Here is a 26,801-nt window from a genome sequence, read left to right as displayed (position 1 = left end):
CAAGTGCAATTCGGTTGAAGCCGATCCGCGCGCTAAAATGGCGGGTGACCGAAACTGCCCAACTCGAGAAGTCCGGGTTCCTCGTCAACCTGGCGCGGCGTGCGTCGGCGCGTATCCCGCCCCGGAACAAGACGAAATACGTCGTGCTGGCGATCGAAGACGACGCGGCGCTGCGCGCGTTGCTCGGCGACATCTTCGGCCGCGCGGGCTACGAGGTGCGTTTCGCGTCGAACCTCGCGGAGATCAACGCGGCGCTGAAACGCGGCGAGGAGCTGGACATCATCCTGCTCGACGTGACGCTGCCCGACGCCAACGGCCTGGATCTCCTGGTGCGGTTGCGCAAGCATCCGCGCTTCGAGAAGCTTCCCGTGATCATGATGACCGCCAAGTCCTCCGCCAAGGACGTGAGCGCGGGACTCGCCGCCGGAGCGGACGGCTACGTGAGCAAACCCTTCCAGATGAGCGGGCTCGTGAAGGCCGTGGCGATGGTCCTGGGCAACGACACATGATCCGGATCTTCCTCGCGCTCCTCGCGCTCACCCTGCTGCCTTCGGGCGGCGCGTTCGCACAGGACACCCGCCGCACCGACGAGCTGATGAAGAAGTCGGGGCTGTGGAAGCAGCTCGAGCACTACGACACGCTGATCCTCTCCGGCCTCGAGACCGAGCTCGGAAAATCCGGCGTGCTCGTCGACCGCAACGGCCTCAAGAAGGCCGCAACCTCGTTTTCCGCCGACAACCTGCGCCGCGACGTGCGCCTCGTCCTCGACAAGGAGATGACGGGCGCCGACGAAGCCGAAGTGTTGATCTGGCTCTCGAGCGATATCGGCAAGCGCCTCACGGGCATCGAGGAGAAGTTCGGAGACAACGCCGACTCCGCCGCCACGCAACGCCAGCAGCAGGCGATCGCGGAGTTCGTGAAGAAGGTGCCCGAGTCGCGGCTCGCGCTGGTGAAGCGCATGACCTCCGCGCTCGACGCGGGCAACGCGACCGCCAAGGCCATGGGCAACATGACGATCGCGATCGCCTACGGAGCCGCGATGGCCACCGGCGGCGAAGCGGAGATCGCCGCGAAGCTGCGCCGCGAATTCGACGCGGAGCGCCCGCAGATGGCGCTCATGATGGAACGCCTCATGATTGCCACGTACGCGTACATGTACCGCGGCGTGTCCGACGCGGACCTCGGCCGCTACGTGGATTTCATCGAATCCCCCGCGGGCCTTCGCTACCACGACGCGTCGAGCGCCGCCCTCGAGCAGGCCCTCACCCTCGCCTCGCTGAAGTTCGGCCAGGAGCTGGGCGAGCTGGCCAAGAAGGCCCCCAACACCAAACGTACGTGAAGGACGAATAAAGGGGTCAGACCACTTTATTGCTCGTCGTTCGCAATAAAGTGGTCTGACCCCTTTATTCGTCTTACAGAATCGCGGCGTTGTCGGCGCCCGGTGCCGAACAGACTTCCTGCGACAAACGCTTCCCGTTGATCTTGATGGGATTGGCGAGCACGCGAAGATCGGCGCGCGCGGGATGCGGCACGGTCTTGATCATGTCGGTCGCGCGGAGGAAGGGGCTGTCGAGCGCGGTGCTCAATTCGTAGACCGGCGCGATCGGCAGCACGCCGCCCAGCACCTTCAGCCAATGCGTGGTCGGATGCTTCTGGAACTCGGCATCGAGGGCTTTCGTGAGCGCGTCACGGTTCTCGAGGCGCGACTTCTGGTTGGCGAAGCGCGCGTCGGCGGTGATCGCCGGCTGATTCAACACACCCAGCAGCGCGTTCCAGAACTTGTCCGTGAGGCACATCACGAAGATCCAGCCGTCGGCGGAGGGGAACGTCTGCACCGGCGCCACGGAGAAGTGCGCGCTGCGCGTCTGGCGCTCCGGCGTGTAGCCCTCGTTGAGATACCAGATCGCGGCATAGCCGAGCTGATGCAGCGCGGCATCGAAGAGGCACGTGTCGACGTCGCAGCCCTTGCCCGTCGCGCGCGCCTGGATCAGCGCGGAGAGCAGGCCCACCATCGCGGTGAGGCCCGTGGTGTGGTCGATCATCGAAGGCGCGCCGATGCGCGTGGGCGGGCCGTCGGGCTCACCCGTCAGGTGCATCAGCCCCGCTTCGGCCTGCATCAAATAGTCGTAGCCCGGCCACGAGGCGCGCTCGTTGTCGCGCCCGTACGCGGACAAGTGCACGCAGACGATCGCGGGCTTGAGCTTCGAGAGCGCCGCGTAGTCCAGGCCCATCTTCGCGGGCAGGTCGCCGCGCAGGTTGTTCAGCACCACCTCGGCGCTCATCACGAGCTTCTCGAGCGACGCCTTGCCCTCGGGCGTGCGAAGGTCGAGCGTGACGCTCTTCTTGTTCATGTTCCAGGTCTGGAAATATTCGCTGTCGGTGTCGCCCAGCAAGTACGGGCCGGTCTTGCGCGCGGGGTCGCCGCCGATGGCCGCGTTCTCCACCTTGATCACTTCCGCACCCAGATCGGCGAGGAACATCGAGCCATAGGGCGCCGCTCCGAACTGCTCCACCGAGACGATGCGCACGCCGTTGAGGGGTTTCATGGGGCTTCCTTCTCGTCCAGGCTCTGGATTCGGAACTTCGTGTTGTGGCTGAACCGGTCGCTGGGATAGAGGCCGACGCTCGCCATCACCATGCGATCCTGGTTGTCGAAATACTGGCGCGAGATGTTCAGCGCGGGCGTGCTGGTGCGCGCCTTCAGCACGCGCGCCTCCGAGGGCTCGAGGTTCGAGGCGACGATCTGCTGGCGCACCTCCACGATGCGAACGCCGTGGTGCTTCTCGACCAGGCTGAAGACCGGCTGGCCCGCCTTGTCGATGTGGTCGAGGACGTTGCCGTGCTCGGCGCGCACGTAGATGTACATGGAGGCCACCGGAGCCGTTTCCTTCGGCAGGAAGCGCAGCACGAAGGCCTCGTGCAGCTCCTGGCCGGCCTTCACCGCCAGGCGCTCGGCGAGATCGTCATCCGCGACGAGCACGCGGCGCTTCAGCACCTGCATGCGCGTGGCTTCGACGAACTGGATGAGCTCCTTCAGCGTGCCGATGCCCTGCATGAAACGCGTGGAGGAGCCCTTGGCGCGCACCACCGTGCCGATGCCGGCGCGGGCGGTGAGCAGCCCCCGGTCCTTGAGATCGCGCAGCGCCTCGCGAACCGTGTGGCGGCTCACGTCGAAGCGCTGCTGCAGCTCGGCCTCGGTGGGGATCTTCTGCCCGACCTTGTAGCGGCCCGATTCGATCTCGCCGGTGAGCTGGCGCGCGAGGGCGGCGTACATCGTGGTGGGGCGGACGTCGTTGACAATCTTCATGCCCCGGCATATTGTACGGACAAACGGACAAAGTCAATCTGAAATTGGCGAAATCAGGGTCAGACCACCATTTTCGCGGCCGGTCGAGTGGCCAGAAACGAAAATGGTGGTCTGACCCTGATTTCGCCAATTCCGCCCCCGGAGATCGCAATGCCCCGCTTCGTGAAATCGGTCGCGCGCCTCGTCGCCGGCGCAGCACTCGCCATCCCCTTCATCGCCGCAGCCGACTTTCCCGAGCGCCCCGTCAAGATCGTCGTCGCCTTCGCGCCCGGAACGGGCAGCGATGTGATGGCGCGGTTGGTCGCCAACGACATGGGCCCGCTCATCGGCGGCACCGTGATCGTGGACAACCGTCCGGGCGGAGGCGGCATCGTCGGCACGGAATCGGTCGCGCGCTCGCCCGCGGATGGCTACACCATCACGCTCGGCACCACGAGCACGCTCGTGACCAACCCCGCGCTGAACCCGCTGGCGAAGTACACGGCCGAGAAGGACTTCACGCCCATCGCAGGCCTCTCCAAGGCCTGGTACATCCTCGTGGTCGCCAACACGCCCGAAGCACCGAAGGACTTCAAGGAGCTCGTCGCGCGCCTGAAGGCCGGCCCCACCAACTTCGGCTCGTCCGGCCAGGGGACCATCACGCACCTGGCCTCCGAGATGTTCCTCTACCGGATGGGCGTCAAGAATTCGCAGCACATTCCCTACAAGGGCAGCAGCCAGTCGATGACCGATGTCGCCGGGGGCCAGGTGCTCTTCGTTTCCGACACGGTGGCCGCGGCGCTGCCGCTCATTCGCGGCGGCAAGCTTCGTCCCATCTTCGTCACGTCACCCGAGCGCCTCGCCACGCTGCCCGATGTGCCGACCACCAAGGAGCTCGGCTACGAGGACCTTCGCGCGCATGCGTGGCTGGTGCTGATGGCGCCCGCGGGCACGCCCACGCCCGTCGTCGCCAAGCTCTCCGACGCGGCGATGAAAGCCATGCGCACGGACTCGATGAAGGAGAAGCTGAAAGCCCAGGAGCTGGAGTCGATGGTGATGGACTCGAAGCAGCTCGGCGATTTCATCAAGGCCGAAGCGCCGTACTGGAACAACTTCATCAAGCAGTCCGGTATCAAGGTGGAGCAGTAGCCATGCAGGAGATGCGCATCGTTTCGGTGAATGGCTGCCTGGGCTACGGCTTCGAAGCCAGCAGCCTCGCGGCCGGCTGCGAGCTCGATCCCGCGATGGTCGGCGCCGACGCCGGCTCCACGGACCCGGGCCCGTTCTACCTCGGCTCCGGCCAATCGCTCGTGAAGCCGCCGCAGATCCGCCGCGACCTGGGCCTGGCACTCAAGAACGCGCGCGCCGCGAAGGTGCCGCTGGTGATCGGCTCCGCGGGCATGGGCGGCGGGGAGCCCAACCTCCAGCTCTTCAAGAAGATCCTGCTGGAGATCGCGCGCGACGAAGGCCTGCACTTCAAGCTCGCGACCATCCACTCGGAGATCCCCAAGGAACGCGTGCGCGATGCCGTGCGCGCGAAGAAGATCGTCCCGATGGCGGATGTCCCCGAGCTCACGGAAGAAGCCGTGATGGACAGCGTGCGCATCGTCGGCCAGATGGGAACGGATCCTTTCGCCCACGCGCTCGACAAGGGCGCGGACGTGGTGCTCACCGGCCGTTCGTGCGACACCGCGATCTACGCGGCGCTCCCCATCGCCCGCGGCTTCGATCCGGGCCTGGCGCTTCACATGGCGAAGATCATGGAATGCGGAGCGCAGTGCGCGATCCCGCTCGCCCCGAACGACAGCTTGCTGGGGACGATCCGCAAGGACCATTTCCTCGTCCGCCCGCTGCACAAGCAGCGCATCTGCACGCCGGACTCGGTGGCCGCCCACACGATGTACGAGCAGGGCAACCCGCACATCCTCTACGAGCCCGAGGGCGACGTGGACATGACGGGCGCGGATTTCGAGCAGGTCGACGAGCAGACCGTGCGCGTCTCCGGCTCGCGTTTCATTCCCACGCCGCGGCTTCGCATCAAGCTGGAAGGCGCGCGTCTCGCGGGCTTCCGCTCGTTCACCATCGCCGGCATCCGCGACCGTACCGTGATCGCGAACCTCCCGATTATCGAGGAGACGGTGCGCGCCGCCGTGAAGCGCAACCTCGGCGGCGTTCCCGACAGCGACTACAAGCTCGGCTTTCGCTACTACGGCCGCGACGCCGTGCTCGGCCTGCTGGAACCGGAGCGCAACAACATCCCGCATGAGGTGGGCGCGATGGTGGAAGCGATCGGAAAGACGCAGGAGATCGCGGACCACGTGCTCTCTCTCGCGCGATCGTCCCTGCTGCATTGCCCGTTCCCGGGGCGCAAGACGACGGCGGGCAACCTCGCGTTCCCGGCTTCTCCTTCCGATACTTCCGCCGGTGCGGTTTACGAGTTCAGCGTCTATCACCTCATGGACGTGGACGATCAGCTCGCGCTGTTCCCGCTGGAACTTGAATCTATTTAAACCTAAAGGCTCCCTCCGCAGATAAACACAGATACACGCAGATAAAACCATGCAGAGCCAAGCCCAATACAGGGTTTATCCGCGTTTATCTGTGTTTATCTGCGGAGGACGCCTTTCGCCTTAGGGGGCTAATCAAGTGTCAACGCTAGGTGAATTGGCCGACGTGATGAGAAGCAAGAACGCCGGCCCCTTCCAGATCACGATCGACCTCATGTTCAACGACCGCGCCGTCTACGACCGCGTGATCGGCTCGGGCGCCCTCTCCGCGAAGGCCATCGCGCCGCTCTACGGCGTGGCCGAAGACCTCGTGCGCATCATGCCGTTCGAGCGCGTGCGGGCCATCAAGATCACGGTGCCGAGGACGACGGGCGAGCACGGCAGCGGATCCGCCTTCGATCGCGACGTGTACGGCGCCCAGCAGCACGGGCCGCTGGTGGACCTGCGCATTCCGTGACGACGGCGATCAGCGCCCACGAAGCGATCCGCACGCGCCGCTCGATCCGCGCGTTCCTGCCGACGCCCGTGCCGCGCGCCACCGTCGAGGAGATCCTCACGCTCGCCTCCCGCAGCGCCTCGGGCAGCAACATCCAGCCGTGGAAGGTGCGCGTGATCGCGGGCGAAAAGCGCCTCGCGGTCTCGAAGGCCATCCATGCCGCCCTCGACCGCGACGGCGACGAAGCGCACAAGCGCGAGTGGAATTACTACCCGGTGAACTGGCGCGAGCCCTTCCTCGGGCGGCGCCGCAAGATCGGCTGGGACCTCTACGGCCTGATGGGCATCAGGAAGGGCGACTTCGAGGCGACCGAGAAGCAACGCCGCCGCAACTACGACTTCTTCGACGCGCCCGTGGGTCTCATCTTCACGCTCGACGAGGACCTCGAGATCGGAAGCTGGCTCGACCTCGGCATCTACCTGGGCGCCGTGATGATCGCCGCGCGCGGCCTGGGCCTCGACACGTGCCCGCAAGCCGCGCTCGCCAACGTGCACGCGGTACTGCGCGCGCAAATGAACATCCCGCAGGACGAGATCATCGTCTGCGGCATGGCCCTCGGCCACGAGGACCCGAGCGCCCCCGAGAACAAGCTCGTCACCGAGCGCGCCCCGGCGAGCGAGTTCGCCACCTTCGACGGTTTCTGAAACAGGAAGACACCATGCACCTCCCCGAAAAAATGCTGCTGGTCGACGTCGCCCCGCGAGACGGCCTGCAGAGCCTGCCGAAGTGGATCGACACGGACACCAAGGTCTGGTTTTCGAATCGTTTGAGCGAGCTCGGCGTTCCCGTCGTGGAGGTGGCCTCCTTCGCGCATCCGAAGGTGGTGCCGAACATGAAGGATGCGGAGGACGTCTTCGCGAAGATCACGCGCAAGCCCGGGACGGTCTACCGCGGCCAGGCGCCGAACGTGCGCGGGGCGCACCGCGCCATCGAAGCCAAGGTGGGCGAGATGCTCGGGCTCATCACCGTCAGCGAGACGTACACACAGCACAACCAGAACATGACCAACGAGGAGTGCGTCGCGCAGAACATCCAGATGTTCCGCCTCGCCGAGCAGAACAACATCCCGTTCGTGGCCGCCATCGGCATGGCCTTCTGGTGCCCGTACGAAGGGCTCATCCCCGAGGAGGACGTCGAGAAGATCGTCGGCGAGTTCTTCAACGCCGGCATCAAGCGCCAGTACCTCGCGGGCTCCCTCGGCATGGAAGACCCCGCGCACGTGAACCGACTCTACAAGCGCCTCTACGCGAAGTTTCCCGGCATCGAGCTGGGCTTCCACATCCACAACATGTCCGGCATGGCCACGGCCAACATCCTCGCCGCCATGGACGCGGGCGTGCATTGGATGGAAGGGGCCATCTGCGGCATCGGCGGCGGCATGGCGATCCCCAGCTCCGCGGGCTCATGCGGGAATTTTCCCCTGGAAGATCTCGTGACGATGCTGGAGGAGAGCGGCGTGAAGACCGGCATGAACCCGATCAAGGTCCAGGAAGCCGCGCACGAAATCGCCGCCAAGCTGGGCATCCCGGTGCAAAGCCATCGCGGCGCCGGCAACACGCGCGAGATCATCATGAAGAAGGGCCGCGAGAATCCGAACGATCCCCAGGTGAAGGGCTAGCCGTGCGGTCGCTGCTCGCCGTCCCCGCGACCAACCCGCGCTTCCTCGAGAAGGGCGCGCAGTCCGACGCCGACGCGGTCTTCATCGACCTCGAGGATGCCGTCATCCCGTCGCTCAAGGTCGAGGGGCGTGCGAAGGCGATCGCGGCGATCAACACGCTGGATTGGGGCAAGCGCATCCTCTGCGTGCGCGTGAACGACCTCGGCACGCAATGGGCGGCTTCGGACCTCCGGGAGCTGGCCGCCTGCGCGCGCCTGGACCGCGTCATCCTGCCGAAGTGCGAGACGCCCGACGACGTCGCCACCGCGAGCGAGCTGTTGCACGAGGGCGAGATGGCGTCGAAGCGCACGCAGCCGGTCGCGATCGCCGCGCTGGTGGAAACCGCGAAGGGGGTGGCGAATGCCGAGGCCATCGCCGCTTGCCGCGGCCGATTGGGCGCGATGATCTTCGGATCGGGCGACTACCAACTCGATGTCGGCGTGCTCCCCTCGCCCGTCAACCTCGCAGGCAGTGAGCCGCGGTTCGACTTCGCACTGGCGCGCATCGCCAACGCCGCGCGGGCGTACGGACTGGCGCCGATCGACGGCCCGTACTTCGACATCGCGAATCCGGATGGCATGCGCGCGGCTTCGCGCCACGCGGCATCCTTCGGGTTCGAGGGCAAGATGGCGATCCATCCCACGCAGGTGGCGATCGCCAACGAAGTTTTCTCGCCGTCCGCGGAGCAGCTGGCGTGGGCGCGCGAAGTGCTGGAAGCCATGGCCGCCGCGGGTGAAGCCGGGCAGGGTGCGGTCAAAACGAAGGACGGGCGGATGATCGACCTGGTCCACATCAAGATTGCGCGCAAGGTGATCGAGCGCGCCGAACGAAACGCAACGAGGAGATGAACATGATTCGACGCATCGCATCCGCGGCGTTCGCGCTGCTGCTGGCCACCGTCGGCGCCACCGCGTGGGCCCAGAAATTCCCCGACAAGCCCGTGAAGCTCATCGTCCCCTACCCCGCGGGGCAGGCGACGGACATCGCCGCTCGCATCGTCGGCGAGGCGCTCGGCCGCGAGTGGGGCCAGCCCGTCGTGATCGACAACATCGGCGGGGGTGCCGCCATCCCCGGCATGGTGACCGCGCGCGAAGCCAAGGGCGACGGCTACACACTGCTCATGGGCACCAGCGCCGCGATGGTCGTGAACCCCGCGATCATCGACAAGCTTCCCTACGACCCCTTCAACGATTTCGTGCTGATCGGCCCGATCTTCCGGAACCCGCTCATCATCGTCGCCAACGACCAGGCGCCGTACAAATCGCTGAAGGAGCTGGTCGATGCCGCCAAGGCGAATCCCGGCAAGCTGAACTGGGGCTACCCCGGCGCGGGCACCACGCAGCATTTGACCGGCGAGCTCTTCAAGCAGACCGCGGGCGTGGACATCCAGGGCGTGATGTACAAGGGCAGCGCGCAGGTCGTGCAGGACATGCTGGGCAACCAGATCCAGCTCTCCGTCGATGGCGTGCCGGCGAACCTGCCGCACATCAAGAGCGGAAAGTTGCGCGCACTCGCGTCGACCGGCTCATCGCGCGCTCCGCAGTTGCCGGACGTGCAGACGATCGCCGAGCTGGGCTACCCGGGCTTCGCCGGTGAAGGCTGGGGCGGCATGGTCGCGACGAAATCGACGCCGCCGGATGTCGTGGCGAAGATCTCCGCGGACCTTCGCAAGGTCCTCTCCAATCCGGACATCCAGGCGAAGATCGTCGCCGCCGGCCTCGTCGTGGACAACATGCCGCGCGACCAGTGGCTGGTGTTCACGAAGGGCACGCTCGCTCAGTGGGGCGACGTCGCACGCCGCAACAACATCAAGGTCCAGTAGTGGCGTTGCTGCCGGAGCTCGCGGAAAGCGCGGCCTCGGGCGAGAAGGCGCGCATCTACGCGGAGATGCGGCGGCTGGGCGCGGTACCGATGGTGGCGCTGATCTTCCGCCACCTGGCCACGCTGCCCGGCGGCCTCGAGTGGACGTGGGGCGCGATCGGCCCGGCGTGGAAGTCGGGTCGGCTGCAGGAGACGGCGTGGAAGATCGCCGGGGAAACGCCGCTCGATCCGATTGCTGCGTTTCCCCGCGAGGCGCTCACGGCACTGGGCGTGGACGATGCGGCGATCGAGGAGATTCGCATCGTCGCCCGCGCCTACAACCTCGCGAATCCGGTGAACTTGCTCACCGTGACGTGCCTCTCACGCGTGCTGGGTGGTGCCAAGGCTTCCGTTGCTCTCGATGCCTGCGCGTGGTCACCACCCGTGGCTCCGGGTCCCCTCGTGGCGATGACGGCTCCCGCCGATCTATCCCCCGAGGTGAGCGCCCTCCTGGAGTTGGTCGCGGCGCCCGGCAGTGCCAACGGACCGCGCGTCGTGCAAAGCCTTTACCGCCACTTCGGCCATCGGCCGCAGTTTCTCGCGCTGCTCGTGACGTGCCTGCTGCCGCGCTTCCGCGACGGCTCCATCGATCGCGGCGTCGCCACGATTCGCGCGGCCATGTCCCGCGCCGCGGATGCCATCGTTCCAACAATGGACGCGCCGCCCGCGCCCGATCCCGGCATCGGCGCCGCCTTCGAGCGCTTCGGCTTCGTCATTCCCCAGATGATCGTCGTCGGTCGCCTCCTCGAGGAAGCGATCCGCAATTAGGGTCTGACCCCATTATTTTTTCCGCGACGCCCCGGTCCGACAGGTAGCCCGAGGCGCCGTGGTGGTTCTCGGTGTCGTTGTCGACGTCGGCCTTGTTGGCGATAACCTCGGGCTCGACGTTGAAGTTGCGCTTGTCGAGCGGATAGACGGCCACGGTGTCGCGCTCGTCGAAGGCGTTGAACCATTGCCGCACGCAGGAAGGAAATTCCCGCGCGCCGAGCGAATTGCGGATCGCGGTGATCGCGAGCGGCGAGCCCAGCGTCACGAAGAGCGGGACCCTCCAGCGCCGTTCGCCGCCTTCCATCTTGAGCAGGTTGTAGGCGATCACCGAGCCCAGCGAGTGGGCGACGACGACCGCATCCTCGTCCGACGGCATCGAGCGCCTCACGACGTCATCGACGGATTTCGCGAAGCCGGGGTTGTGGAGATACTGGTACACGTCGTGGGCCGCGAGCGCGATCGTCGCACCGTTGCCTCCGGGCACATGGCGGTCGATGGCCTTGATCACGGCCTGGGACCACTCCCAGTGCAGCGGACCGCGCTGCATCATGTGCACGCCGCCGATCGCCGCGAGCTCCGCCTTCGTGATCGCGGCTTCCTTGCGCGCTTCCTCCAGCACGGCGCCCACGAAGACGCGCTCGGGCTGCGTGGCATGCGCGCCCCCGACCACCTCCGCCGCGGGGTCCTTCACCTCGGTCTGCGCGTCGAGCACGTCGCCGTAGAAGGCGAAGCGGACGTCGGCCTCGTCGATCGGGCGATCGATGCCCGCATCCTGCAGGCCGCTCCCCAGCGCCTGCAGCCATTCCCGTCGCAACGCGGCCGAATCCTTCCCCCTCGGCGCGCGACCCGGAACCAAGACCAGTTTGCGGTGAACCATGTTCTGATGGTCTGCTGCCGGTCCCGTCGCCTTCGACGTAATTTTCTGCAAATAGGGAACTGAATAAGGGGCCGCCGGCAACTAAGGAATCCAGAGCAACACATCACCGCATCCAATCATCCATGAAGAAACGCGTCGCGATCGTGGCAGTCCTGTTGCTGGGCGGTATCGGGTTGTTGCTGGGCGCGCTGTATTTCTCCTTCATGGGGCGCTTCTATCCCGAGGTGGAACATCCCGGCTTCCCGGCCCCGGAGAACAGCGCCGTCGCGATGCGCCAGGACCTCGAGTTCCTCGCCCTCCTGCCCAAATACGACCGCAGTTTCACCCCCGAGGCCGCGGCGAAGTTCGAGGCGGAGCGCCAGGTTCTCCTGACGAAATCCGCGACGCTCACCCCCGCGCAGCTCGAGATGGAAGTCGCACGCCTCGTCGCGATCGCCGGCAATGGACACACGACGGTGGGCCGCCGCCTGCGAAGGATCCAGCGCGCGCCGATTCGCGTGCAGTGGTTCGAGGAAGGACTTTTCGTCATCCGCGCGGCGCAACCGCAGGCGGATCTCGTCGGCCGCAAGGTGCTGCGCATCAACGGCAAGACGCCCGAGGAGCTGCTCGCCGCGTTCACGCCGTACGTGAGCGGCACCGCGGACCACGCGAAGGCGACGATCCCCGCCTTCCTCGTATCTCCCACGGTCTTCGCAGGCGTTTGGCCGCGGATGCCCAACGACAAGCTCGAGCTCACGTTCGAATCGGCGAAGGGCGCCCCGGAAACGATCGTGCTGGCCTCCACGCCGCCGGATCCCGAGAAGGCCTATCCCTTCCCCGAACGGGACTACGCCCCGCAGCAGCAGACCACCGAGGATGCGCCGTGGGCCACGGTGCTCCCCGATCGCCAGGACCTGCCGCTCGTCCTGCGCGATCCCGACCACAGCCTCTTCCACATCGCGCTGCCCGGCGACGGCCTCTACATCCACCTCAACGCAACGTCGGACGACGATCGCGGCGATCTCGGCGACCAGCTCGCGAAGCTGATGGCCACGATCGCGCCCGGCACGCTCAAGTTCGCGGTCCTCGACCTGCGCTTCAACGGCGGCGGCGACTACACGAAGACCCTCACCTTCACGAAGGAGCTTCCGAAGAAGGTCGCGGGCGACGGGAAGGTCTACATCCTCACCGACCACGGCACGTTCTCCGCCGCGCTCGTCACGGCCGCGCGGGCCAAGTACTTCGCGGGCGACCGAGCCGTGATCCTCGGCGAAAGGCTCGGCGACCGCCTCCAGTTCTGGGCCGAGGCCGGCTCCCCGATCGTGCTGCCCAACTCGAAGATCCGGGTCTTCTTCGCGACCGGATACCACGACTGGGAGAACGGCTGCGGCTGGTCCGACCTCTCCCGCTGCTTTTGGCTGAACTACCCCTTCGAAGTCCCCGCGGGCGACCTTTCCCCGAAGCGGCCCGTGGCCTGGAAATTCGACGATTACCGGCGTGGGATCGACACCGTGATGGAGCCGGGATTCCCGCCTTCGCGGGAATGACGCGTTTTCACCCTCGATACCTTACAATTCACCCCCCGAAACCTGCAGTTCGTCGCTTGTGTCTGGCGGGGTGAAACCGGGGGAGCTACCCTCCGCGCCATACCAAGAATTCCAGGAAAGCCTCCATGTCCCCTCGCATCGCCCTCGCCCTCGTGGCGGCCCTCACCGTGGCCGCCTGCACGAAGGGCCCCGCCGCGCCCCAGAAGGGTGCCGAAGCGCCTGCCCTGCTGCTCTCCGCCGAGGACACGGTAACCGTCCGTAACACCGCGCTCGCCTCCGGCCCGTCGATCACCGGGTCGATCCAGCCCGAGCGCCGTGCCGACCTCCGCGCCGAAGTGCAGGCGATCGTGCTGCAGGTGATGCGCGAGAACGGGGACGTGGTGAAGCGTGGCGATCCCCTCGTGCGCCTGGATGACACCTCCATCCGCGACCTCCTGGCCTCCGCCGAGAGCGCCGCGCGCGCCGCCGACCTCGCCTACGACCAGGCGCAGCGCCAGCTGGAGCGCATGAAGACGCTGCGTACCTCGGGCATGACCTCCGCGCAGGCGATGGAGGATTCCGAGATCCGCCGCAACACCACGCAGAGCGAAGTCGAGGCCGCCAAGGCCCGCGTGGTGCAGGCCCGCCAGCAGCTCGAGCGCACGGTGGTTCGCGCTCCGTTCGACGGCGTGGTCTCCGACCGCAAGGTCTCCGCCGGTGACACGGCACAAATGGGCAAGGAGCTGCTGAAGGTCATCGACCCCACCAGCATGCGTTTCGAGGGCATGGTCTCCGCCGACCAGATCGGCGACGTGAAGGCCGGCCAGGCCGCGAGCTTCCGCGTGAACGGCTACGGCAACGAGGAGTTCAGCGGCAAGGTGCGCCGCGTGAACCCGGCCGCCAACGCGACGACGCGCCAGGTGGAAGTACTCGTGGACTTCACCGGCCAGAAGCAGCCGCGCCTCGCGGGCCTCTATGCCGAAGGCCGCGTCGAAGCGGCCAGCACGACCGGCCTCACCATTCCCGCCACCTCGATCGTGCGCGACGGCGACAAGGCGTCCGCCTGGCGCGTGAAGGATTCCAAGCTGCAGAAGGCGCAGATCGCCCTCGGTGACCGCGATCCGCGCACCGGCGACTACGCGGTGAAGACCGGGCTCACCGAAGGCGACAAGGTGATCCGCTACCCGACGGCCCTCCTGAAGGACGGCCAGCTCGTGCAGGGCCCCGGCTCGCCCACGACCGAGAACACCGCCACCAACACGCCGCCTTCGGCCGCCGCCGCGACCTCCACCGCCAAGGGGAGCTAGGCCATGTTCCTTTCCGACTTCGCCATCAAGCGGCCGGTCTCGACGGTCGTCATCATCATCGCGCTGATGTGCCTGGGGCTGCTCGCCCTGAAGAAGCTGCGCGTGAACCAGATCCCGGACGTCGACCAGCCCGTGATGGTGGTCACGATCCCGTACCCGGGCGCCTCGCCCGAGACGGTGGAACGCGAGGTCGTCAACCGCATCGAGAAATCGCTGCAGAGCATCTCGCAGGTCTACCAGATCCGTTCCACGGCCTCCGAGAGCCAGGCGCAGATCGTGATCATCTTCAACTTCAAGAAGAACATGGTCGAGGCCTCGGACGAGATCCGCAACTCGATCAACTCCGTGCGCTACAAGCTGCCGATCGAGATGCGCGAGCCGATTCTCACGCGCATCGACCCCTCCGCGCAGCCGATCATGCAGCTCGCGCTCTCCGCGCAGAAGCAGACGCACGCCGAGATCTCGCGCCTTGCCGAGGACGTGCTCGCCGATCAAATGCGCGGCATCGACGGTGTCGCGGTCGTGTACGTGAACGGGTCGCTGCGCCGCGAGCTCTCCGTGCTGCTGCGCGCCGAGCGCCTGCGCGAATACAACACCTCCGTCACTGACGTGGTGAATGCTCTCCGCATGCAGAACACGACGGCGCCGGTTGGCCGCGTGAAGGGCAACCTGGACGAGCAGTCCATCCGCCTCGTGGGCCGCATCGAGACGCCGAAGGAATTCGAGGACATCGTCGTCAAGCGCAACGGCTCGCAGATCGTGCGCCTGGGCCAGGTGGCCGTGGTGCAGGATGGCTTCGCCGAGCTCACGGGCATGAGCCTGCGCAACGCCCACCCCAACGTGGGCCTGTCCGTCACGCGCTCGCGCGACGCCTCCACCGTCACCGTCGCGAACAAGGTTCGCAAGATGGTCGAGGAGATCAACAGGACGCTGCCCGCGGGCACCAAGCTCGAGGTCACGCAGGACGGCGGCAAGGACGCGGAGAGCAGCCTTCGCAACGTGATCGACGCGCTGATCTTCGGCGCCGGCCTCACCATCTTCGTGGTCTACGCGTTCCTCAACTCGTGGCGCTCCACGCTGATCACGGCGACCTCGCTCCCCACGTCGGTGATCGCGGCGTTCATCGCCGTGTGGATCTGCGGCTTCACGCTCAACTTCATGACGCTGCTGGGCCTCTCGCTGGCGATCGGGGTACTGATCGACGATGCGATCGTCGTTCGAGAAAACATCGTGAGGCACATGGAACGAGGTGCGGATAGACGCACCGCGGCCCAGGTGGGCACGGCCGAGATCGGCCTCGCCGTCACCGCGACCACGTTCGCCATCATCGCCGTGTTCATCCCCGTGGCCTTCATGGGCGGCGGCGCGGGCGAGTGGTTCCGCCCCTTCGCGCTCACCGTCGCGGCCTCGGTGCTGGTCTCGCTCTTCATCTCCTTCACGCTGGACCCGATGCTCTCGGCCTACTGGGGCGACCCGGTCGGCTACCAGCACCAGGAGAAGACGGGCATCAGCAAGCAGCTCGCCCGCTTCAACACGTGGTTCGACCACCAGGCCGACCGCTACGGCAACGTGATCGCGTGGGCCCTGCACCACCGCAAGTGGATGGCGGTCATCGCGATCACCAGCCTCGTGGTCGCCCTCGGCATCCAGATCAAGTGGGGCGATTCCACGTTCCTGCCGCAGTCCGACTACGGCACGATCGCGATCGACATCCGCACGCCGTCATCCGCGAGCCTCGAATACAACAAGCTGAAGGTCGAGAAAGGCGCGGAGATCGCGCGCCAGATCCCCGAGGTGAAGGCCACCAACAGCAACGTGAACGCCACCGGCGGGCGCGTCTACGTGGACCTCGGCAAGACCTGGGAGCGCAACCGCAAGGCCTGGGACATCGCGAAGGACCTTCGCAAGCGGCTCGAGTCGCTGGTCGGCGCGGAGTACGTCGTGCTCGACGACCTCAACAACGGCGTGCGCAAGCCCGTGCAGATCCAGTTCTCCGGCCCCGACTCGCGCCGCCTCATGGCGATCACCAACGAGTTCATGGAGAAGATGAAGAAGATCCCGGGCGCGGTTGACGTCGGCCTCTCGGAGCAGGATCCGAAGGACGAACTGAAGATCGAGCTCGACCGGGGCCTCGCGAACCAGCTCGGCATCGCCGTGGGCGATGCGGCGCAGGCGCTTCGCGTCGCGTTCGCCGGTGTCGAAGTCGGCGACTGGGTCGATCCCACGGGCGAGACGCGGGATGTCGCCGTGCGCCTGCATCCGGACGACCGCATCGACGCCAGCAACATCGAGCACCTTCCGGTCGCGGTCACGGGCACCAACATGATGGTGCCGCTGGACCAGATCTCCACGATCTCCATGGGCAAGGGCCCGGCGCAGATCCAGCACCTGGACGGCAAGCGCACGGTCACGGTCTCGGCCAACGTGTCGGGCCGCGCCTCGGGCGAGGTCACGGCCGATGCGATGAAGATCGCGAAATCCATCGACTACCCGACCGGCTACGGCCTCACGCTGGGCGGAGCCTCGCGGGACCAGGCCGAGGTGTTCAGCGAGATGTTCACGGCGCTGATCATGGGCATCGCGCTCATGTACCTGGTGCTGGTGATGCAGTTCGGCTCGTTCACGGCGCCGCTGCCGGTGATGCTCTCGCTGCCGCTGTCGCTGATCGGCGTGGTGCTGGCGTTGAAGATCACGGGCGGCTCGCTCAACCTCATGAGCTTCATCGGCATCATCATGCTGATGGGCCTGGTGGCGAAGAACGCGATCCTGCTGCTCGACTGCGCGCGCAAGGAAGAGGCGCAGGGCGTGGACCGCGAGGATGCGCTCATGCACGCCGGCCGCGTCCGCCTGCGCCCGATCGTCATGACCACGTTCGCGCTGATCGCCGGCATGATGCCGGTCGCGATCGGCGTGGGCGAAGGCGGCGAGTTCTACCGCCCGATGGCCGTGGCGATCATCGGCGGCACGATCACCTCCACGCTGCTCACGCTCCTCGTCGTGCCGACGTTCTACGACTCGATCGAGATCTCCAAGGACCGCTTCTTCGCGAAGTTCCACTGGAGGGCCGAGCGCCGGTTCACCGCCATCGCGATGGCGCTCACCCTGGGCGAGGCGTTCCTCACGCTCACCGGCATTCGCTTCCTGTATCGCAAGAGCGTGGAACTGTACAACCGCGCCCGCGGCCGCTTGCCGCGTCCGCCGGCGGTCGTCATCGCGTCCAAGGTGAAGGCGCAGTCGGGAGACTGACCGTAAAATGCCGGGAGAGCACCCGACCCGGCACCCTTGGCCTTCACCGACTCATTCCGTTCCCCCTTCGGCCCGCGCTCGCGGGGCCCGTGGCGCTCCATCGAGCCGGCGCCGCTCGGGGAATTCATCATCCTCTCGATGCTGCTGCACACGATGGCGATCCTCCTGTTCGGGGCGCCGAGTGGCGGCAGCCCGCAGGGCCGCGCGATCTGGGGCTCGCTCGATGTCGTGATTCGCGAGGCGTTCACGCCGGCCCCGCCCGCACTGAAGCCCGATCGTTCGCTTCGCGACACGTACCTCACGCCCGGTGCGAGGCCCGCGCCCGCACCGCGTCCCGCACCTCCGAAGCCCGCCGCCGCGCCGGAGCCCGCCATCTCCCCGGTCGCACCGCCCGTGAGCGCTCCGCAGGAGGAGGTTCGTCCCGCTCCGGAGATTGCCGCACCCCCTCCGCCGCCGGCACCCGCGCCCGCACCTCCACCGGAGACGCCGCCCGCGCCGCAACGCACCGAGCCCGCGAAGGTGGAGACGCCGGTCGTGATTCCGCCGTTGATGGATCGCGTTGTCGTGCCGGAACGACGACCAGAGCTGCTTCAGCCTCCGCCGCCGCCGGCGCCGATCACGCTGCCCGTTTCGCCAACACCACCGCCTGAAGCTCCGCCGGTGCCAGTACCCGTCGTGCCGGCGCCGCCCGAGCCTCCGCCCCCCGCGCCCGTGATTCCGGCACCGCCCATTCCCATTCCGTCTGCGCCCGCGGCGCTCGAGCGCGCGACGCCGCCGCGCATCGACCGCGCGCCGGTTGAAGCGCCTGCGGTTGCCGCACCGCTCGTCGCACCGAAGGCGCCGCCGCCCATGCCCGCACCCGCGCCGCCCGTCGACATCAGGCCCGTGGAGATTCCGCCGGTGTCGATGCCTGCCGTGCCCGCGCCGGTGATCGAGCGATTCGTCACGCCGCCGGTGGAAGCGAAGCCGGTCGAAGTGCCCGCGGTCCCGGTGCCCGTGCAGGTGCCGCCGTCGGATCGCACGCGCGGCGACAGCACGCAGCGGTCACGCGATCTCGCCGCACCGCCGGAGATTCGCGACACACCGGCACCGACGGCTGCACCGAGCCGCGCACCGACGTCGCCCACGCCCACGACAACCGAGCGCCCGGATGCACGAACGCCGGAACGCAGCGGCCCGACGGGCATTCCTCCACCCGCGCCTCCGATGCCGTTCAATCCGCGCGATCGTCCCGGCATCGCGCCGCCGGAGCCGACCTCCGACTACGATCCGTTCAGCTCCAAGCCCGGCCTCGATCGAGATTCCGCGTTGCGGCGCGCGCGTGAGATGGCACGCGAAGGCAGCGGCAACCGCGCGATCATGCCCTTCCCGATGCCGCCGCCGCCCGAGCGCAAGACGAAGGAGCAGATCGCGATCGAGAACGCGCGCAAGCCCGACTGCCGCACGGCGTGGGCGGGCCTGGGCCTTGCCGCCGTCGTCCCCCTGATCGCCAACGAGTTCGGCGAGGGCAACTGCCGCTGGTGAATCAGAAGCGGTAGAAGACGCTGCCCACGATCGTGCGCCGCGCTCCGTAGAAGCAATCGCCGCGGTCGAGGCAGGTGCTCGCGTAGATCTTGTCGGCGAGGTTCTGCCCGTTGATCGCGAAGCGCCAAGGACCCGTGTCCCACGCGATCATCGCGTCCACCAGCGTGTTCGACGGCGTCACCGGCGCGCTCTTGTCCTTGAAGCTCGAAAGGTAGCGCACGCCGAGGCCGGCCGAGAGCCCCTTCATGCCGCCGGTGAAGCGATACGTGCCCCATGCGGAGAACTGGTTCTTCGGCAGCGTGTCGAGCTGCTCGTCGTTGTCGATCCAGTTGTAGTTCACGACGACGTCGAGGGCGGAGAGGATGCGCCCGGCCAGCTCGAGCTCGACGCCCTTGGTCTTCGTCTCGCCGACCTGCGTGACGACACCCGGCGTCAGCTCGAGGACGCGGTTCTCTTCCTTGAGGTTGTACGCGGCGGCCGTGAAGCTGTACGGCGCGTTGGCGGGCTGGAACTTCACGCCGACCTCGTATTGCTCGCCGCGCAACGGCTTGAAGCGATCAAGCGTCGTGGTGTTGATGCCGGCCATCGGCGTGAACGACTCGCTGTAGCTCACGTAGGGCGACCAGCCCGAGTCGGTGAGGTACATGAGGCCCGCACGGTAGGTGGTCGCGTCGTCCTTGTCGTCGTCCAGGCCCTCGACGGAGCTCGTCACCTCGTCGTGGCGAACGCCGGCCACGACGATCCAGTGCTTGTCGATCTTCACCTGGTCCTGCAGGTAGACGCCGATGGAACGCATCTTCGTCTTCGGCAGGTCGGCGAGCGGCCCGACGTCGAAGCCCGTGTAGATGGGGTTGTAGATGTCGATCGGCGGGACCGTGCCGCCGTAGACGGGCGGGTAGTTCGAGGCACTCTTCGACTCCTCGCGGAAGCGCAGCGCATCGACGCCGGCCAGCAGTGTGTGCTGGAAGATGCCGTGGCGGATCTTGCCCTCGAGGTTCTGGTCCGCGGCGACCAGGCTGTTCTTGCGGATCGTGCCCTCGCCGAAGCGGTCGATCACGCGCTGCGCGGGATCGAGGAACACGTTGCCGGGCGAGGTGAACGAGTCCGAGTACAGCGTGAAGTACTCGTTTTCGTTCCGCGAGTAGCGCGCCGTCTGGTGGAACGTCCAGTCGCGATTGAGCTTGTAGTCGAGCGTCCAGCCCGCCTCGGAGCGCTCGGTGTCGTAGCGGTCGAAGCCCGGCTCGCCGATGAAGCGGCTGGTCGGCACCTGGCCGTTGGGGTTCGGCCCGCGCACCGCCTGCCACGGGAAGAACTGCAGCGTGGAGCCGGTCTCGTCCTTCTGCCAGTTCGCGAGGAAGGTGATCGTGAAGTCGCTGTTCGGCTTCCACGTGAGCGCCGGGGCGATCATCTTGCGGTCGTCCGGCACGTAGTCGACCTGCGTGTCGGATTCGCGCAGCAGGCCCGTGATGCGGTAGAGCCACTTGCCGTCGCTCGTGAGCGGGCCGGTGAGATCGGCCATGACCTGCTTGCGGTCCCACGTGCCGTACTGCACGCCGATCTCGCGGAAATTCTCGGCGAGTGGGCGCTTCGACACCATGTTGATGATGCCGGCCGTCGTGCCCTGGCCGTAGAGCATCGCCGAAGGCCCGCGAAGCACCTCGATGCGCTCGAGGGCGTAAGGATCGACGCGAGCCGTGCTGGTGTAGTAGCCGAAGAGACGTCGAAGCCCGTCGCGATATTCGTCGGGGTAGCCACCACGCACGAGGACGCCGTCGGAGCGGGAGTCCACGCCGAACGCGTCGGGGCGCACGCCCGCGGCGTAGTTGAGCGCGTCCTGCAGGTTGGTCGCGCCCATCTCCTCGATGCGCTCGCGCGTGACCACCGTCACGGACTGCGGCGTCTCGGCAAGCGGCGTGTCGGTCTTGGTCGCGGTGGAGGAGCGCTTCGCGTTATAGCCGCCGACGGGACCGGTCGCGGTCTCCTCGACGGCGGCGGTGACCTTCACTTCGGGGAGCGTTTGCTCCTTCGGCGGGGATTGCTGCGCGAAGGCGGAGTGCGCGAACAGCGCGGAGAGAACGACAAGGGGAAAAGGCGAGCGGCGCATGGCGGACCTCGAGCGTGATGGTTGTGGAATCGAACGGCTTGCGGACGATTCCTGGCCAATCAGCTGGGGTCCGAACTACAGCAATTATCCTACCACTATGCGTTTGCCGGGATAGTCGATGGTGAGGCGCTCGCCCTGGAAGAGCTTCACGCCGAGCGTGCCGCCGCGCTTGTCGCTCACCGCATTCAGGTACTCGGTATAGCGCGGCGCCTCGACGCGGAAGCTCTTCGTGCCGAGCGTCACGTCGAGCGGAGCCCCGATCATCTCGCTGCGCGCGCCGTTCACGAAGCACGAGTTGCCCGGCTTGCCGTCCTTCGGCATGACGATGGCGGGGTGGCTACCGGCTACGAGCGAGATCGAGCCGTTCATGCCGATGTCGATGTTCATGTCCTCGGAGACGGTGTCACCCGAAGGCAGGCGCACTTTCACCATCGTGAACGGGTGGCCGTCGCGGAACGCGATGGGAACGATGGAGGCGCCCGGCGAAGGCTGCCACTTGGCGGGGTCGTGCAGGCGAACGCGCTTGGCGACGGGATCGATCTCCACGACGAACTTTCGGAAGAGATCCGCGCCGATCACGCCGGCGAAGCCGATCTCGTCGAAGCGCTCACTGCACGGCATCGACTTCTCGGGAATGACCACGACCGTGAGTCCCAAGAGCGTGACGCCGTTGAACGCGATGCGCGTATCGCCGCGAAGGACGCCCGTGGGTGTCGCGGGATTGTTGGGGTTGCCGAGCGGGACGGCGAGGCGAGTATCGAGGCCCAGCTTCGTGGTCCGCTTGCCGTCGAGGAGCACGCTCACCGGGGCGCCCGTGTCGAGGATGAAGTCCACGTCCTCGCGGTCGTCCACGCGGCCGGTCAGGATCACGAGGCCGCCGCGGGCCTCCCGGTAGGTGAGGTCGAGGGGCAACGGACCTGCGAGGCCGACCTTCGGCTCGGGAAAATGGCATGCGGCAAGAAGCAGCGCGGCCAGCGCGAACACGGCGTGACGCATGAAGCCTCCCGTCCTCGGTGTCCAGCTAGGACGCGGCGCCCGGGCCGTTCGGATTCAAGAAAAAGCCCAGCCGACCGGACGTCTCCAGCGGGCTGGGGTCATGCACGGATCTTCACGAGATCCTTCAGCACGCCGTCGAGGCCTCCGAACACCGAGATCTTGTCGATCTTCTCGGTGACCTTCTCCAGCGTTTCCAGCTCCTTCAGGCGCAGGGCGATCGGGCTGTCCTCCATCACCTTGGCGGTGTTCAGCAGCGAACGCGTCGCCGCCGTTTCCTCGCGGCGGCGGATCACGTTGGCTTGCGCCACCTTCTCCGCCTCCACCACCTTCGCCAGGATCAGCTTCATGTCACCCGGCAGGATGATGTCCTTCACGCCGACCGAGTCCACCTCGAGGCCGAAGCCTTCGACGCGGCGCTTGATGTGGCGCTCGACCACCTCGTCGATCACGCCCTTGTTCTCGAGCAGCTCGTCCAGGGTGCGCGTGCCCACCGCCGCGCGCAGGCCGAACTGGAGCTCCTTGTACAGGTAGTCCATCGGCTTGGCCTGCTTCGCGTAGGCGACCCGCACGTCCGTCACGCGATACCCCGCGTTCAGGTTCACCCGCAGCGACACCTTGTCCTTCGTGAGGATCTCCTGGCCCGCCACCTCCAGCGACTGGAGGCGAAGGTCCACGAGCTCCGCGCGCAGGTCGCGGTGGTACTTCCAGTAGGCATGCAGGCCGGCATCGAGCAGCTTCTCGACCTTGCCGTCCACGTACAGCACGCCGACGTGGTACTGCGGCACCTGCACCGCGAAGACGCCTTCGGTGCCTGCGACGCGCGAGCCACGCACCGAACCGGCCGCGAGCTGGCGCGCGAGCGCCGGCGCGATGGCGAAATCGCGCGTGATGTCGAAGGTCTCGAAACGGATCTCCACGAAGCCCTTCCAGTACAGGCGACGCGTCTCCGGTGCGAGCACTTCCGCCAGCACGCCGTTCTCGTAGCGCAGGCCTACTTCCATCGGGCCGAGCTCCAGGGCGACGAACTCGCGTTCGACCGCTTCCGGTTCCGCCTTGCGCAGGTACTCCGCGAGGCGGTGCTCGAACAGCGGCTTGTCGACCGAATACTTCTCGGCCTCATAGCCGCCGAAGAACGGAACCTTGTGCTCCCCAGGACCGAGCACGCGAACGAAGTCTCCTTTGCGGAACAGGAGCGCTCGCTCGTCCTTCTTCACATGGTATTTCCCAAACACGATCAACCTCCTTTCCTCTGTTGGACAAATGGATGCTTCTACTGCGACTGCTCCTTGTTGCTGCGACTGCTCCTTGAACCACGAATAGGGTGGAACCGCCCCACGCCGATCCGGCGGGCTCCGGGCGCCGCGATGGGGGAAGCGGCCGCGCCTCGCGAGCGACGCGTCGTCCGGCTGTTGCCGCTCCATCCATCGCGCACGCATCGGTGCGCAAGCCGGTCCGCGCTGCGAAGCGATGCACTGCTTCGCGGGGACGGTTCCGGGTACTGCTGTCATCGCACAAGCGCTTCCGCGCGAGGTTTGCAGCGGGAGTCGAACCCGCGACAGTCGGTTATCAGCCGATCGCTCTTCCAGACTGAGCTATGCAATGGTGGCGACAATGGGATTCGAACCCACGACCTCCGGCTTTCGCCGGCGCTCTCCCAAGCTGAGCTAGGTCGCCCTGTATCCGTCCTTCCCGTACCGCGGTACGCGCCCCTCCGACTTCGGGCGAGCGCGCCAGGGAGGACTCACGAGCCTCGCCCTCTGCGATGCGTTCCAGACGAATCTGGTGTGCCTCTTTCGAGGCGCATGCGGATGTGGTCCCTGCTGTACGTGAGTGGGGTGATCGCCGGAATCGAACCGGACCTTTCGCGTTCACAGCGCGATGTGCTGTCGCTACACCAAGATCACCGTGGACTTCCGAGATGCAGCTTCATGGACTTAATGGACTTAAGTGCATGAAGTTGCATGTCCGACAACGTGGTGCCTCCCCTCCGTTTCGAGCGGAGCTCTCCGCGATTTCGGCGCGGCGCTGTCACCAGACCAGCTAGGAAGGCATGGCACCCTCGGAGAGAATCGAACTCCCGTCCTCCTGGTTCGTAGCCAGGCGCTCTCGATCCGCTGAGCTACAAGGGTGTTGATTGGTACCCCGCCCGGGATTCGAACCCGGAAGGACTGGTTCCTGAGACCAGCGCGTATGCCGATTCCGCCAGCGGGGCATTGATGAAATGAAATTCATGGGCGATACCTGCCCGTTGCGCCCGCCGCCAAATACGGCGGGCGCCAATAGACCACATCCGAATTGTTAAAGAGCGATTCCCGCTTTCGCGGGAATGACAAACAACGCAAGAAAAGCAAAAAGCCCGGAGTCTTTCGATCTCCGGGCTTCGTGTCACAGCACGATGGATGAGCGGGTTTTAGGCCGTCATCCTCCCGGAGTAGTCGCGATACGTCGCACCGTCGCGTAGGCAGGACGCAAAGGTCCCGACCCGCGGCTCGGAAGCGCGTGGTTGCGTCTGGTTGATGTGAAGGCTGTGTTTCATGTCCGGTTAATAGTCGTGCTGTGTTGAATGAGGGAGCGAACTTTAGTCGCGCGCCACGAACGTGTCAACTACATTTTTGCGTCACTCGTTCTTCGCTTCACCTTTGCGGCACGCATCGCGTCCGCGCAGCGCGGACTGCAGGTTGGGATCGATCTTCAGCGCCTCCTCGTACTCCACGATCGCGCGCTCGCAATTGCCTTTGGATCGATACATCGCCCCGCGGTTCGCGTACATCGGCGCCATGCGAATCCCTTGCGCAATCGCCGCTTCGGAATCGGCGAGCGAGCCATCGATGTCCTTCGCCTGCGCCCGCATCGACGCGCGCATTGCGAGTGCCACACCGTTGGTCGGCTCCAGCTTGATCACCGCGTCGAGGTCGGCCATCGCGCCCGGCGAATCGCCCGTGCGACGGCGAAGGTCCGCGCGCTGCATCAGCGTCTTCGTGTCATTCGGGTTGGCCGCGAGCGCCTGCTGGTAGGACGCCAGCAGCTCCGGCGTGCCCTTGTCGGCCTCGCGCTTGTCGCAATCGACGCCGGGCGTCGCTGTGAACGCTTGCCCGCCGGTATACGAGAAGTACACCTTGTCCTGGCTTCGCGCGATGTACACGCGGTGCGATTTCAGGAAATCGGTGCCAAGGAACATGTCGGACGCCTGCCTCATGTCCGTCGTCGAGTAATCCTGGATGCGGAGCATCGGATCGCGGATCGTCTCGTTGCCGATGGACACCGAGTCGAACCGGGACACCCAGTTGCGCAGGCCCGTGCCTCCCATGCCGGACGAGCATCCGCCCGGAAGGACGCCCGGGGAATCCTTCGTGATGCCCACGCTCTCCGCGAATGCAAGCGAAACGAGCGAGCCCGCGGCGCCACTGTCGAGCGTGGCCCTTCCCTCGCGGCCATTGATCTTGATGGGCACCACGACATGTTGCTTGTCGTTCAACATCGGCAGCACCTGCGCGTTCGCATCCCAATATCCGAGAAAGGCGCTCTTGCAGTTCTCCGGCTGGAAGACGCGCACCACGCCCTTGGCGTAGTCGAACTCGAGATCGACCTGCCTGAAGAAATCGTCGCCGAGGATGAAGTCGAACGGAGGAGCGCCTTCGCCCGCGACGCGCACACGCCAGTTCTTCCGCACCGATTCGCCGATACGCATCTCCTCGATATTCGTCACGAAGATCGGCGTCGAGCCGCCGAAGCCGCCCGCGAACTGGCCCGTCCCCCTCAGGTTCAACCCGAGCTTCTCCGCCGATGCCTTCATGACCAGGCTCACGTAGGAGCCGGTGTCCAGGAGGATCGTGATCTTCTTGCCGTTGATAGCACCGTCGATAACCGGATTGTTTCCGACGAATCGAACCGGCCACTCCGCGATCTTCGCGAGCTGGCATTTCGCGGGCTGCTGGGCGATGGCCGGGAGGATGGCGGTGGCCATCGCCACGCCGATGAGAAGCGAGCGCATCGTCTTCATGGCGGTCCTCAGGTATCGGTCGGTCTCTGGAGGTCGTGATACTTCACGATCTTTCGCGCTTCGTCCATCCGCATCCCACCGCGCACCATCTCCCGCACGCGCGTCTCCGCCGAGGCGACTTCCTCGGCGATCTTCAGCACCTCGTCCTCGCGCGATTGCGGCACGACGACCACGCCATCCGCATCGCCGCGAACGAGGTCGCCAGGCGAGACGCACACCTGGCCGATGGTAACCGGCACCTGCAGTCCGGCCAGCTCGATGCGGCCCTTGCCGGTGCGCATCCAGTGGCCACGCGCGTAGATGGGGTAGCCCAGCTCGAGGCACGCGGAGGCATCGCGCACGAGACCATCGACGAGCGTTCCGGCGATGCCCTTGTGATGGGCTGTCTCGGTGAGGATCCCGCCCCAGGTGCTGACGTCGTCGCGGCCCTGGTTGTCGATCACGATCACGCTGCCGGGCGGGACGTCGTCGATGTACTCGCCGACGTTGCCGGTGGTGACGGTCGCGGGTCGATAAAGGATCGTGAAGGCGCGGCCGGCCATGCGGAATTTCTTGTCGATCGCCACGATGCGATAGCACTGGCCGGCGATGCGCAGGCGGTCCAGCGCATCGCTGATCGCGGCACACTCCAGCTTCGCCGCGCGGGCGACGTTCTTGTCGGTGCTCAT

Annotated in this window: 22 protein-coding genes and 4 tRNA genes; 14 read left to right on the top strand and 12 right to left on the bottom strand. The window is 66.4% G+C overall.

Translation table 11 applies throughout. The annotated features are described in order from the left end of the window. Nucleotides 1-44 precede the first annotated feature (44 nt). On the top strand, nucleotides 45-509 hold the full coding sequence (locus DSM104443_RS03045) for a response regulator transcription factor (RefSeq protein WP_171089324.1): 465 nt from the start codon (nucleotides 45-47) through the stop codon (nucleotides 507-509). Then, nucleotides 506-1,339, top strand: coding sequence for a hypothetical protein (locus tag DSM104443_RS03040; protein ID WP_171089322.1), 834 nt, complete (start codon nucleotides 506-508; stop codon nucleotides 1,337-1,339). Before DSM104443_RS03045 ends, DSM104443_RS03040 begins: the two co-directional genes overlap by 4 nt. 73 nt (nucleotides 1,340-1,412) lie before the next feature. Here the strand turns inward: DSM104443_RS03040 and DSM104443_RS03035 are convergent, their stop codons facing one another. Together DSM104443_RS03035 and DSM104443_RS03030 are read right to left on the bottom strand one after the other, a co-directional pair. Further along, nucleotides 1,413-2,546, bottom strand: a complete 1,134-nt coding sequence (locus DSM104443_RS03035; RefSeq protein WP_171089320.1) for a CaiB/BaiF CoA transferase family protein — start codon at nucleotides 2,544-2,546, stop codon at nucleotides 1,413-1,415. Further along, nucleotides 2,543-3,307: a GntR family transcriptional regulator gene (locus DSM104443_RS03030; RefSeq protein WP_171089318.1), complete on the bottom strand. Its 765-nt coding sequence runs from the start codon at nucleotides 3,305-3,307 to the stop codon at nucleotides 2,543-2,545. Before DSM104443_RS03030 ends, DSM104443_RS03035 begins: the two co-directional genes overlap by 4 nt. Before the next feature lie 150 nt (nucleotides 3,308-3,457). On the opposite strand from DSM104443_RS03030, the gene DSM104443_RS03025 reads away from it, so the two are divergent. The 8 genes from DSM104443_RS03025 to DSM104443_RS02990 all read left to right on the top strand — a co-directional run bounded on the left by DSM104443_RS03025 (nucleotide 3,458) and on the right by DSM104443_RS02990 (nucleotide 10,574). Then, nucleotides 3,458-4,435 (top strand): Bug family tripartite tricarboxylate transporter substrate binding protein, encoded by a 978-nt coding sequence (locus tag DSM104443_RS03025; RefSeq protein ID WP_171089316.1) that lies wholly within the window; start codon nucleotides 3,458-3,460, stop codon nucleotides 4,433-4,435. Nucleotides 4,436-4,437: 2 nt separating this feature from the next. Continuing rightward, nucleotides 4,438-5,796: an acyclic terpene utilization AtuA family protein gene (locus DSM104443_RS03020; RefSeq protein ID WP_171089314.1), complete on the top strand. Its 1,359-nt coding sequence runs from the start codon at nucleotides 4,438-4,440 to the stop codon at nucleotides 5,794-5,796. Nucleotides 5,797-5,962: 166 nt separating this feature from the next. Next, nucleotides 5,963-6,250, top strand: coding sequence for a DUF4387 domain-containing protein (locus DSM104443_RS03015; protein ID WP_171089313.1), 288 nt, complete (start codon nucleotides 5,963-5,965; stop codon nucleotides 6,248-6,250). Beyond that, on the top strand, nucleotides 6,247-6,933 hold the full coding sequence (locus DSM104443_RS03010) for a nitroreductase (RefSeq protein WP_171089311.1): 687 nt from the start codon (nucleotides 6,247-6,249) through the stop codon (nucleotides 6,931-6,933). The genes DSM104443_RS03015 and DSM104443_RS03010 overlap by 4 nt, the downstream gene beginning before the upstream one ends. A gap of 14 nt (nucleotides 6,934-6,947) precedes the next feature. Continuing rightward, nucleotides 6,948-7,907: a hydroxymethylglutaryl-CoA lyase gene (locus DSM104443_RS03005; RefSeq protein ID WP_171089309.1), complete on the top strand. Its 960-nt coding sequence runs from the start codon at nucleotides 6,948-6,950 to the stop codon at nucleotides 7,905-7,907. Between the two features lie 2 nt (nucleotides 7,908-7,909). Next, nucleotides 7,910-8,794, top strand: coding sequence for an HpcH/HpaI aldolase/citrate lyase family protein (locus DSM104443_RS03000; protein ID WP_171089307.1), 885 nt, complete (start codon nucleotides 7,910-7,912; stop codon nucleotides 8,792-8,794). Between the two features lie 2 nt (nucleotides 8,795-8,796). Next, complete coding sequence (locus DSM104443_RS02995; RefSeq protein ID WP_171089305.1) at nucleotides 8,797-9,768, top strand: Bug family tripartite tricarboxylate transporter substrate binding protein; 972 nt, start codon at nucleotides 8,797-8,799, stop codon at nucleotides 9,766-9,768. Then, the gene (locus tag DSM104443_RS02990) at nucleotides 9,768-10,574 is read left to right on the top strand and encodes a hypothetical protein (RefSeq protein WP_171089303.1); all 807 of its coding nucleotides are present in this window, start codon (nucleotides 9,768-9,770) and stop codon (nucleotides 10,572-10,574) included. The genes DSM104443_RS02995 and DSM104443_RS02990 overlap by 1 nt, the downstream gene beginning before the upstream one ends. Here DSM104443_RS02990 and DSM104443_RS02985 read toward each other — a convergent pair. Continuing rightward, a complete protein-coding gene (locus DSM104443_RS02985) occupies nucleotides 10,519-11,451 on the bottom strand; it encodes a hypothetical protein (RefSeq protein ID WP_171089301.1) in 933 nt (310 codons plus the stop codon). The two genes, DSM104443_RS02990 and DSM104443_RS02985, sit on opposite strands and share 56 nt — an antisense overlap. Before the next feature lie 122 nt (nucleotides 11,452-11,573). Here DSM104443_RS02985 and DSM104443_RS02980 point away from each other — a divergent pair, with 122 nt between their 5' ends. From DSM104443_RS02980 to DSM104443_RS02965, 4 genes are all read left to right on the top strand, one after another. Beyond that, on the top strand, nucleotides 11,574-12,977 hold the full coding sequence (locus DSM104443_RS02980) for a S41 family peptidase (RefSeq protein WP_171089299.1): 1,404 nt from the start codon (nucleotides 11,574-11,576) through the stop codon (nucleotides 12,975-12,977). 125 nt (nucleotides 12,978-13,102) lie between these two features. Then, nucleotides 13,103-14,263, top strand: a complete 1,161-nt coding sequence (locus DSM104443_RS02975; RefSeq protein WP_171089297.1) for an efflux RND transporter periplasmic adaptor subunit — start codon at nucleotides 13,103-13,105, stop codon at nucleotides 14,261-14,263. Between the two features lie 3 nt (nucleotides 14,264-14,266). Beyond that, a complete protein-coding gene (locus DSM104443_RS02970) occupies nucleotides 14,267-17,509 on the top strand; it encodes an efflux RND transporter permease subunit (RefSeq protein ID WP_171089295.1) in 3,243 nt (1,080 codons plus the stop codon). A gap of 36 nt (nucleotides 17,510-17,545) precedes the next feature. After that, complete coding sequence (locus DSM104443_RS02965) at nucleotides 17,546-19,033, top strand: hypothetical protein (protein WP_171088669.1); 1,488 nt, start codon at nucleotides 17,546-17,548, stop codon at nucleotides 19,031-19,033. A gap of 1 nt (nucleotide 19,034) precedes the next feature. On the opposite strand, the gene DSM104443_RS02960 is transcribed toward DSM104443_RS02965, so the two are convergent. The 9 genes from DSM104443_RS02960 to DSM104443_RS02920 all read right to left on the bottom strand — a co-directional run bounded on the left by DSM104443_RS02960 (nucleotide 19,035) and on the right by DSM104443_RS02920 (nucleotide 26,801). Beyond that, nucleotides 19,035-21,137, bottom strand: a complete 2,103-nt coding sequence (locus DSM104443_RS02960) for a TonB-dependent siderophore receptor (RefSeq protein WP_171089293.1) — start codon at nucleotides 21,135-21,137, stop codon at nucleotides 19,035-19,037. Nucleotides 21,138-21,221: 84 nt separating this feature from the next. Beyond that, nucleotides 21,222-22,133: an aspartyl protease family protein gene (locus DSM104443_RS02955; protein WP_171089291.1), complete on the bottom strand. Its 912-nt coding sequence runs from the start codon at nucleotides 22,131-22,133 to the stop codon at nucleotides 21,222-21,224. Between the two features lie 98 nt (nucleotides 22,134-22,231). Beyond that, nucleotides 22,232-23,365, bottom strand: coding sequence for a slipin family protein (locus DSM104443_RS02950; protein ID WP_212756914.1), 1,134 nt, complete (start codon nucleotides 23,363-23,365; stop codon nucleotides 22,232-22,234). Nucleotides 23,366-23,733: 368 nt separating this feature from the next. Beyond that, a tRNA-OTHER gene (locus DSM104443_RS02945) sits at nucleotides 23,734-23,807 on the bottom strand. A 159-nt stretch (nucleotides 23,808-23,966) separates the two neighbouring features. Then, nucleotides 23,967-24,038, bottom strand: a tRNA-His gene (locus DSM104443_RS02940). A 146-nt stretch (nucleotides 24,039-24,184) separates the two neighbouring features. Next, a tRNA-Arg gene (locus DSM104443_RS02935) sits at nucleotides 24,185-24,262 on the bottom strand. Nucleotides 24,263-24,268: 6 nt separating this feature from the next. Beyond that, nucleotides 24,269-24,345 (bottom strand) — tRNA-Leu (locus DSM104443_RS02930). A gap of 405 nt (nucleotides 24,346-24,750) precedes the next feature. Further along, the gene (locus DSM104443_RS02925; RefSeq protein ID WP_171089287.1) at nucleotides 24,751-26,133 is read right to left on the bottom strand and encodes a retroviral-like aspartic protease family protein; all 1,383 of its coding nucleotides are present in this window, start codon (nucleotides 26,131-26,133) and stop codon (nucleotides 24,751-24,753) included. An 8-nt stretch (nucleotides 26,134-26,141) separates the two neighbouring features. After that, entirely contained in the window at nucleotides 26,142-26,801 is a 660-nt protein-coding gene (locus DSM104443_RS02920; protein ID WP_171089285.1) for an RraA family protein, read from the bottom strand.

Source organism: Usitatibacter rugosus, from assembly GCF_013003965.1.
GTDB classification, from domain to species: Bacteria; Pseudomonadota; Gammaproteobacteria; order Burkholderiales; family Usitatibacteraceae; genus Usitatibacter; species Usitatibacter rugosus.
Note: the sequence above shows the minus strand (reverse complement) of the source record. Positions and strands in the feature narration are given on the sequence as shown.

Coding starts and splice junctions, on each gene's coding strand:
- DSM104443_RS02960 (WP_171089293.1), bottom strand. CDS start 21,137: ATGCGCCGCTCGCCTTTTCCCCTTGTCGTTCTCTCCGCGCTGTTCGCG.
- DSM104443_RS03030 (WP_171089318.1), bottom strand. CDS start 3,307: ATGAAGATTGTCAACGACGTCCGCCCCACCACGATGTACGCCGCCCTC.
- DSM104443_RS03035 (WP_171089320.1), bottom strand. CDS start 2,546: ATGAAACCCCTCAACGGCGTGCGCATCGTCTCGGTGGAGCAGTTCGGA.
- DSM104443_RS02985 (WP_171089301.1), bottom strand. CDS start 11,451: ATGGTTCACCGCAAACTGGTCTTGGTTCCGGGTCGCGCGCCGAGGGGG.
- DSM104443_RS02955 (WP_171089291.1), bottom strand. CDS start 22,133: ATGCGTCACGCCGTGTTCGCGCTGGCCGCGCTGCTTCTTGCCGCATGC.
- DSM104443_RS02970 (WP_171089295.1), top strand. CDS start 14,267: ATGTTCCTTTCCGACTTCGCCATCAAGCGGCCGGTCTCGACGGTCGTC.
- DSM104443_RS03020 (WP_171089314.1), top strand. CDS start 4,438: ATGCAGGAGATGCGCATCGTTTCGGTGAATGGCTGCCTGGGCTACGGC.
- DSM104443_RS02925 (WP_171089287.1), bottom strand. CDS start 26,133: ATGAAGACGATGCGCTCGCTTCTCATCGGCGTGGCGATGGCCACCGCC.
- DSM104443_RS03040 (WP_171089322.1), top strand. CDS start 506: ATGATCCGGATCTTCCTCGCGCTCCTCGCGCTCACCCTGCTGCCTTCG.
- DSM104443_RS02995 (WP_171089305.1), top strand. CDS start 8,797: ATGATTCGACGCATCGCATCCGCGGCGTTCGCGCTGCTGCTGGCCACC.
- DSM104443_RS02980 (WP_171089299.1), top strand. CDS start 11,574: ATGAAGAAACGCGTCGCGATCGTGGCAGTCCTGTTGCTGGGCGGTATC.
- DSM104443_RS02920 (WP_171089285.1), bottom strand. CDS start 26,801: ATGAGCACCGACAAGAACGTCGCCCGCGCGGCGAAGCTGGAGTGTGCC.
- DSM104443_RS03005 (WP_171089309.1), top strand. CDS start 6,948: ATGCACCTCCCCGAAAAAATGCTGCTGGTCGACGTCGCCCCGCGAGAC.
- DSM104443_RS02975 (WP_171089297.1), top strand. CDS start 13,103: ATGTCCCCTCGCATCGCCCTCGCCCTCGTGGCGGCCCTCACCGTGGCC.
- DSM104443_RS03015 (WP_171089313.1), top strand. CDS start 5,963: ATGAGAAGCAAGAACGCCGGCCCCTTCCAGATCACGATCGACCTCATG.
- DSM104443_RS03025 (WP_171089316.1), top strand. CDS start 3,458: ATGCCCCGCTTCGTGAAATCGGTCGCGCGCCTCGTCGCCGGCGCAGCA.